The 7635-nt window shown below is 69.4% G+C and carries 6 protein-coding genes and 1 pseudogene; 3 read left to right on the top strand and 4 right to left on the bottom strand.

What is annotated here, in order from left to right; genetic code table 11:
* Positions 1–528: 528 nt before the first annotated feature.
* Positions 529–1785: a formamidase gene (fmdA, locus tag C1I98_RS31650; RefSeq protein ID WP_111171037.1), complete on the top strand. Its 1257-nt coding sequence runs from the start codon at positions 529–531 to the stop codon at positions 1783–1785.
* A 107-nt stretch (positions 1786–1892) separates the two neighbouring features.
* Here the strand turns inward: fmdA and C1I98_RS31645 are convergent, their stop codons facing one another.
* Both C1I98_RS31645 and C1I98_RS31640 read right to left on the bottom strand, forming a co-directional pair.
* Positions 1893–2492, bottom strand: a complete 600-nt coding sequence (locus C1I98_RS31645) for an HNH endonuclease family protein (RefSeq protein WP_111171036.1) — start codon at positions 2490–2492, stop codon at positions 1893–1895.
* 422 nt (positions 2493–2914) lie between these two features.
* Complete coding sequence (locus tag C1I98_RS31640; protein WP_111171035.1) at positions 2915–3121, bottom strand: hypothetical protein; 207 nt, start codon at positions 3119–3121, stop codon at positions 2915–2917.
* Between the two features lie 356 nt (positions 3122–3477).
* On the opposite strand from C1I98_RS31640, the gene C1I98_RS31635 reads away from it, so the two are divergent.
* Positions 3478–5034 carry a ricin-type beta-trefoil lectin domain protein gene (locus tag C1I98_RS31635; RefSeq protein ID WP_158558260.1) on the top strand — a complete coding sequence of 519 codons (1557 nt, stop codon included), beginning with the start codon at positions 3478–3480 and terminating at the stop codon, positions 5032–5034.
* Between the two features lie 131 nt (positions 5035–5165).
* On the opposite strand, the gene C1I98_RS31630 is transcribed toward C1I98_RS31635, so the two are convergent.
* Positions 5166–6017, bottom strand: a complete 852-nt coding sequence (locus tag C1I98_RS31630) for a CU044_5270 family protein (protein ID WP_111171033.1) — start codon at positions 6015–6017, stop codon at positions 5166–5168.
* Positions 6010–6582, bottom strand: a complete 573-nt coding sequence (locus C1I98_RS31625) for an RNA polymerase sigma factor (protein ID WP_111171032.1) — start codon at positions 6580–6582, stop codon at positions 6010–6012. Before C1I98_RS31625 ends, C1I98_RS31630 begins: the two co-directional genes overlap by 8 nt.
* Before the next feature lie 528 nt (positions 6583–7110).
* Here C1I98_RS31625 and C1I98_RS31620 point away from each other — a divergent pair.
* Positions 7111–7635: pseudogene (locus C1I98_RS31620) on the top strand (hypothetical protein); the annotation flags it as partial.

The following is a 7635-nucleotide window of genomic DNA, read 5'->3' as shown; positions in this document are numbered from 1 at the left end:
GTGTCCGTGCGCCAGGGTGTAGCGACCTCGTCCCGGTAGGCGTTGACCTTCTAACGGGCTGTTCTTTTTTTTTCAAGCAGAAGACGGCATACGAGGTGAGCGCTAGTCTCGTGGGCTCGGAGATGGGTATAAGAGCCAGGATCTACCGTGCCGCACGCGCAAGTTGGGAAAAGCGAGATAGATGCTTTCCATTAACCCGCCGAGTCGCGGATATATCCAATTCGGTAGGCGTTTTCGAGGTCGCGGCGTCAGAGGTGGCGGCCGGCCTGGGTGGCGTTGATCAGATGGTCGAGCGAATGGGCTGTGGCGCGGCGGCGGTAGGGATTTCCACAGCGGCGCCACCGGCGCGTACTCCGGCCCGAGCGGCCCGATCCCGGTATGAGGTGCGGCGTGCGGCGTGTGGAGCGCGGAACGTGACGCCCGTGCGCGCGGAGCCGTCACGTTCGCGCCGCGATGGCCGTCCGGTCGGCACCCCATTCCTCGCCTGCCACGGCCCTGACCGATCGCAGCACCGAAAGGAAGCCAGCCGTGCCGGAGTTGATTTTCCCGCTCGACTCGACCAAGAAGTTCACCGACCAGGCCAAGATCGGCCACAACCGCTGGCACCCGGAGATCCCGCCGGTCGCATCGGTACGGCCCGGCGACAGTTTCCGGGTGCATTGCCGGGAGTGGTTCGATGGGGCGATCCACAACGACGACTCCGCCGAGGACGTCCGTGACGCCCCGCTGACCACGGTGCACGCGCTCAGCGGCCCGTTCGCGGTCGAGGGGGCCGAGCCGGGTGACCTGCTGGTCGTGGACATCCTCGACCTGGGGCCCATCCCGCAGGAGGACAGCGGCCCGCTGGCCGGTCAGGGCTGGGGCTATACCGGGATCTTCCCCACCAAGAACGGCGGTGGGTTCCTTACCGAGCAGTTCCCGGACGCCTACAAGGCCATCTGGGACTTCTCCGGCCAGATCGCCACGTCCCGCCACGTCCCTGACGTATCGTTCACCGGCATCGTCCATCCCGGCCTCATGGGCACCGCGCCGTCGGCCGAACTCCTGGCGAAATGGAACGCGCGGGAAAGCGCGCTGCGCGCCACCGACCCGAACCGCGTGCCGCCCCTTTCCCTTCCACCCGAGCCCCAGGACGCCATTCTCGGCTCGGTGCCGGCGTCCGACTTCGACCGAATCGCCGGCGAAGCGGCCCGTACCGCACCACCACGCGAGAACGGCGGCAACCAGGACATCAAAAACCTCACCCAGGGCTCCCGCATCTTCTACCCGGTTTTCGTCCCCGGGGCGAACCTGTCCGTCGGCGACCTGCATTTCTCCCAAGGTGACGGCGAGATCACTTTCTGTGGCGCCATCGAGATGGGCGGCTTCATCGACCTGCGGGTCGAGGTCATCAAGGACGGCATGCGAACGTACGGCGTGCAGGAGAACGCCATTTTCATCCCGGGCCGCACCGCGCCTCAATACAGCGACTGGCTCGCGTTCTCCGGAGTGTCGGTCACCCTGGACGGCGAGCAGCGCTATCTCGACTCACACCTCGCCTACCAGCGGGCCTGCCTGCACGCGATCGACTACCTGACGACGTTCGGCTACCGCCCCGAGCAGGCGTACCTGCTGCTCGGCGCCGCGCCGATCGAGGGCCGGCTGTCCGGAGTGGTGGACATTCCCAACTCCTGCGCCACCGTCTACCTGCCGACGGCGATCTTCGACTTCGACGTCCGCCCGAGCGCGTCCGGCCCGGCCCGCATCCGGCAGACCGCCGCCACGCCGCACGCCGCCTTCGGCTGAACCCGTCGAACCGCCGGCCAGCGATCGAGGACCGACCGGCGGCCGATGTCCTCCTCGCCGCCCTCCGCCCGAGCCTGCATGCGTCGAGCGACGAGGAGGACCGAGGGTCAGCAGGTGGCGAGCATGCCGTTGAGCGCGGACTTCTCAGCGCTGTCGGTGCTCAGCCCCCAGTACCACTTGACCTGGATCCACGCGCGCGCGTACCGGCAGCGCTCGCCCGCCAGCGGCGGCTGCCACGTGGCCGGGTCCTGGTCGGACTTGGCCTGGTTGACGTTGTCGGTCACCGCCCAGAGCTGCGGCCCGCCCAGGTCGTTGGCGAAGGACTGCCGCCGGGAGGTCGTCCAGGACCAGGCGCCGGACGACCACGCCTCGGCCAGGGGCACCATGTGGTCGATGTCGACATCGCTCGCGGCATACCAGGTGGCTCCGTCATAGGGGGAGTACCAACTGCCGGAGACCGCGGCGCACGACGAGTTGACCACGACGCCGGAACCATCCCGCTTCAGCACCTCCTCCCTGGTGTTGCAGGCCCCGGAGACGGTGGTCCAGTGGGGGAAAAGGTCGCGATTGTAGGAGCTGTGGTGAGATTCGGCGGTCACTGTCAGGGCCGCCAGCCGGCTGGCGGCGGTGGAGGCGGACGGGATGTTCGGGGGAATCGCGGCGGCGGGTGTGGCGGCCAGCATGACGGTCGCGATTGCCAGCGCCATGGCGGCGGTGACGGCAGAGAGGGGTCGGTGCACGACAGGCCCTTCTGACCGCGTCCTCGGCCAGAACCAGGGCGTTCTGATCGGGGGGCGAGGTGAGCGGTCATAAGGGACAGTCGCACTCTAGTCCGGCATTTACTTAAATCGATGGTTAATACGGGCGGTAGTCAAGGTGATGCCAAGTGTGCTCAGCGGGTTTCACCTGGTCGGCGGGGACCTGTTACCCCTCACGACTCACGACGACCGCGGAGGGCCCGCTAACGGCCAGACGGCTCGCTAACGGCCAGACGGCTCGGAAGAACGTCGCGGCGCCGTATGCTGCCGCCGGCGTACGAACAGGCCGCCACTCCACCGCATCGCGCGCAGCGCAAGCCGGACCAGGCCGAAGAAGAATGCGACCTGGAACAGCACGGAACATACGACCATCACACCGCCGAGCGATTCCCGGTCATTCTCCCGCGCCCATTCCATGAGCACGGACGCCCCAGCGCCACGACCCGCGCATCGCCGATGGTGTCGCGCAGTGGCTCAAGATCGTCCAAGGGTGCCTGGAAGTCCAGGGTCTCGACGGTCAAGGCATGATCATCGACCCACTCGGCGAATCCGGTCTGACGGCTCGTCTCCACGTTCATACCAACAGCCTCGCGCGGCGACCAGCGTGAGGCGTCCTGCCCGGTAGGGATTTCGAGGTACGGCGGGCGGAGTAGTCCTGTCGCGGAGTACGACAGCAGGCCGAAGATCAGCCGGAAATGGTCAGTAAATGGACTGGCGTTTGGTCACCCGCATGACGGAAGGTGTGCGCGACCGACGGGAGAAGCGCCATGAAGGCTTCCCACGCGGCTTTGCCCGCATTCACCGTCGCATCGACGGTATCCGGTGCTCCGCACGGGCGCCCCCGCAGTGGCCATGGCCGCGAAAAAAGGAAACCACGCGCCGCGCGCCTGCCGTAGGCGAATCTCTCCCTCCCACCCCCCGTAAAGGACCGACTGTGCGATTAACCGTACTGACCGGCGCGGCGGCGGCCCTGGCCGCCGTACTGGCCGTCCCGCCCTCGCCCGTCCAAGCCGCGACCCCTTCCCCCGACGGCGTCAGCAGGCAGCAGGCCCTGCAACGCGACCTCCGCCTCACCGCGGAGCAGGCCCGGGTCCGCCAGGCCCACGAAGCCACCGCGATCACCATGGAACGGCGGATACGCGCGACCCTCGGCGACCGCATCGGGGGCGCCTGGTACGACCCCGCGCGCGAGCGCCTCAGCGTCGGCGTACTGAACACCGCGGACGCGACGGCGGTCCGCGACGCGGGCGCCACCCCGGTGCCCGTCAGGCGCAGCGAACAGCGGCTCGCCGCCACCAAGGCCGCACTGGACCGGGCCGCGCACGCCGCCGGGACCGAAATCTATGGCTGGTACGCGGACGTGCGGGCCAACACCGTGGTCGTGGCCGCGGCCGACCGGACGGCCGGCGAACGGTTCGTCCAGGCCGCCGGCCTTTCCGCCGCTCCTTCCGACGGTCCTTCCACCGGTCCTTCCGGCGGTCCTTCCGGCGGTCCTTCCGATGGTGACGACGTACGCGTCACCGTCGACCACGCGGCAAGGCCGCTCGGTGATGTCCGCGGGGGCGACGAGATCGGCATCGTCCTCGAAGGCCAGGGCAGAGTCGGCGTGTGCTCCGTGGGCTTCTCCGTGGACGACGGCGGTTTCGTCACCGCCGGCCACTGCGGCAAGCCGGGGACGCGCACCCAGGGCTGGGACGGGTCCGACCAGGGCACGTTCGTCAGCTCGACGTTCCCGGGTGCCGACCAGGCCTGGGTACGCGTGAACGACGACTGGACGCCCCGCCCGTGGATCAACGACTACAGCGGCGGCAACACCGTGGTGACCGGCACCCAGGAAGCCCCGATCGGAGCGTCCGTCTGCCGGTCCGGCCGTACGACGCAGTGGCGCTGCGGCGAGATCACGGCCAAGGACGTCACCGTCAGGTTCGTCGAAGGGTTCGTCCAAGGGCTCACCAGGACCACGGCCTGCGCCGGGGGCGGCGACTCGGGCGGCCCGTTCGTCTCCGACGGCGAGGCCCAGGGCGTACTCTCCGGCGGTGGCGGCGATTGCGGTGGAGCGACCGCGTTCACCCTCTTCCAGCCGATCAATCCGGTTCTGCACGAGTACAACCTCACCCTGACCACCACAAAGCGGACCGGGCGGATCGTCGGCTGGCAGAACCGGTGCATCGACGTACCGTCCGACCGGCGCGTCGAAGGGGAGCGTCCACGGCTGTGGACGTGCGACGCGACCGGCTCGCAGCTCTGGACGTTCCATCGGGACGGCACCGTCCGTAACTTCAACCTGTGCCTCGACGTCGCCGGCACGGCGGTGCGGCTGACCCGTTGCGGCGACGCCCTCTCCCAGCGGTTCTCCCTGACCACCGCGGGCAGCCTGGTCAACGCCGGCACCGACAAGTGCGTGGAGGTCGTGGGCGCGGGCCACCATGGGTACCGGCTCCGGTCGGCGACGTGCGACGGCGGTCGCCGCCAGGAATGGCGCCGAGGCTGATGCCGAGTGAACGCCGGCCGGGGCGTCAAAGCCTCAACGTGGTGGAAAACCGCAACGTGGCCGAAAACCCCGGCCGGTGAGCTGCGGCATGCATCGTTCGGTCGTTTCCGCACATCGGCTACGACGGGATGTCACTGCGGCAGCTCGTCCGTCCAGTCGGTGGTCACCGAGATGTACGACTTGCTTAGCGCCGCGCCCCCTTCGGCGGTCAGCAGGATGGTGGCGCGCGCCACCCGGGCGGTCTCGGGATCGACGACCATCTTGATCTCCAGGCCCTCGGAGAGCGGGATCACCAGTTCCTGCCCGCCCTCGACCGGCCCCGCGTTCTTGACCCCCGGCGTCGCGGCGAGGGCCTCGAATGCCGCCGAACGGACCTCCGCGGGCGTCGGCAGCTCCGTGATCAGGGCGATCAGCGGGGAGACGAGCTCGCCTTGCCCATCGGCAGAGAGCACGGCGTTGTCCTCGCGGGGCAGCGCGGCGATGCGCTCCTTCAGCTCCTTCGGATCCGATGGGAGCCCTTCGAGTTCCTCGAAACCGATCTCGGCGCCCATGAGCCTGAACGGGTCCGGGTCCTGGACGGCGGCGCCGGGAGTGGAGTCCTGCGCGTTCCTGGACCAGTGGCGGCCGTCGCGGGCGGTCCAGCTCTCCTGCACCAGGGGCGTGTCCAGGCCCTGCCACGTACGTGTGACGTGCCAGTAGGTCCCCGTGCCCTGGGGGATGTGCCCGGCGCTGGCCGCGGCCATGAGCAGGACGTCTCTGCCCGAGACCGGCGCGGCGGCGGGCGGAGACACGCTGGTGACGATCACGGCTGCGGCCACCGCGGTGGCGGCCGCCATGCCCAGCGCCGGCAGGAGCCGGACGCGACGCCGGCGGGCGCGGCCCGGCGTCATCCTGTCCTGGAGACGTCCCCTGCTGCGGGCGATCGTCTCGGCGGACGGTTCGGGCTTGGCCAGCAGGGTCGCGACGGCGTTCAGGTCATCCACGGGCGTTCTCCTTCTCCATGAGGGCTGCGATCTTGCTGCGGGCGCGGCTGAGCCGGGAGCCCACGGTGCCGACGGCGATGCCGAGCGCCTGAGCCACCTCGTCATAGCTGAGCTGGCCCAGGGCCACGAGCAGCAGTACGTCGCGCTCGCCTCCGGACAGGGCGGCGAGCGCCCTGGCCAGGTACGGCTGCATGCGCTCGGCGGCGACGGAGGCGACGACCCGGTCCTCGTGGCCTTCCACGACGGGCTGGGGCCCCAGCTTGGCCAGCGCCTTGTAGTGGCGGGTCTCCTTGCGGCGGTGCCTGGCGATCAGGTTCGTGGCGATGCCGAACAGCCAGGGCCGAAGGTCTCCGCGTTCCGGGTCGTACCGGTCGCGCCGGTCGAAGGCCAGCAGGAACGTCTCGGCGGCGAGGTCCTCGGCGATCTGCGTGTCCAGGCGGCCGGCGACGTACAGGTAGATATCGCGGTAGTAGCGGTCGTGGACGGCGGTGAACAGGCCGGGGTCGCGCCGGTACCCTGCGACGAGCCCGGCGTCGGTCACCTCTTCGCCCACTTCGGCGCTCACGTTCTTGTCTCCGGCATAAGGTCGGCCTTCTGGTCGGCGGTCACTGTCACCCATCCTTCGCCGCAGGCCGGGATCGTCTTCCCGCGCGCTGGGCCGGCCGACCGGCCGGCCAGGAGGAACCCCGTTGACGCCGCGTCCAGGTCATCGCGCCTGGCCTGCCATCTGCGTCGCCGACGCAATAGCACAATTTCCGGAACATCACATTAGGTATAGCAATTAAGGTTTTGATCAAATCCGGGATGGTTCAGGGAAAGTCAAGCCTTGTTCCCGCACAATGTGAACGGGCGATGTCGGCATGCGGCCCCCCGCCTGGAGATCCCGGTGTCCGGCCCTCTCCACGTCCGTGCGCCGGCCGTTCGGCTTCGCAAGCGGTATTGCCGCCGGTTGAGCCGCCGGTTGAGTGAAGTGCGCGGGTGCTGTTAACTTCGTCCGGTGGACGATAGGCGTGCACGGGCGGAGGCGATCGAGGACTTCGCGGGAGTCCTCCGAAAACTACGCCAATCTGTCGGAAATCCCCCTTTTCGGGAGATGTCCGGCCGCTCGGGTGCGATCTCCCACACGACCTTGCACGAAGCCACCAAGGGCAACCGGCTCCCGAGCTGGGAGACCACCACCGAATTCGTTCGGGCGTGCGGCGCCGACCCGGCCGCGTACCGCGAGCGCTGGGAGCGGGCCAACCAGACGGTCCGGGGCGCGGGCCTTGACGACGCCACAACCGGCGCGGACGCGCTGGTGGATCGCCCTCCCGACGGCGCCGGGGCAACCGCGAAGCTTCCTACCGCGCACCTCGTCGTACCTCCGCAAGTGTCCCGCTCGCCCGACGACGCCCCGGTCCCTCTGCCCGTGCGCCCCGGCGAGAGCGCGGACGATGTCCGGCCGGCGCTCCCCGCCCAGGAGCGCCCCAGGCGATTCCGGCTGACCGGCAGGGCGGCGCTCGCCGTGGCCACGGTCGGTGCGGGGGCGGCGGTCCTCATCATGATCGTCGTCGATCCCTGGTCCGGACCGGCCGATCCCGCCCCGAGCCGCTCCGAAAGCCCCTCGGCGGCCGCGATC

It is taken from the genome of Spongiactinospora gelatinilytica, from assembly GCF_003236385.1.
Classification (GTDB): domain Bacteria; phylum Actinomycetota; class Actinomycetes; order Streptosporangiales; family Streptosporangiaceae; genus Spongiactinospora; species Spongiactinospora gelatinilytica.
This window is presented reverse-complemented; position numbering and strand designations above follow the sequence as displayed.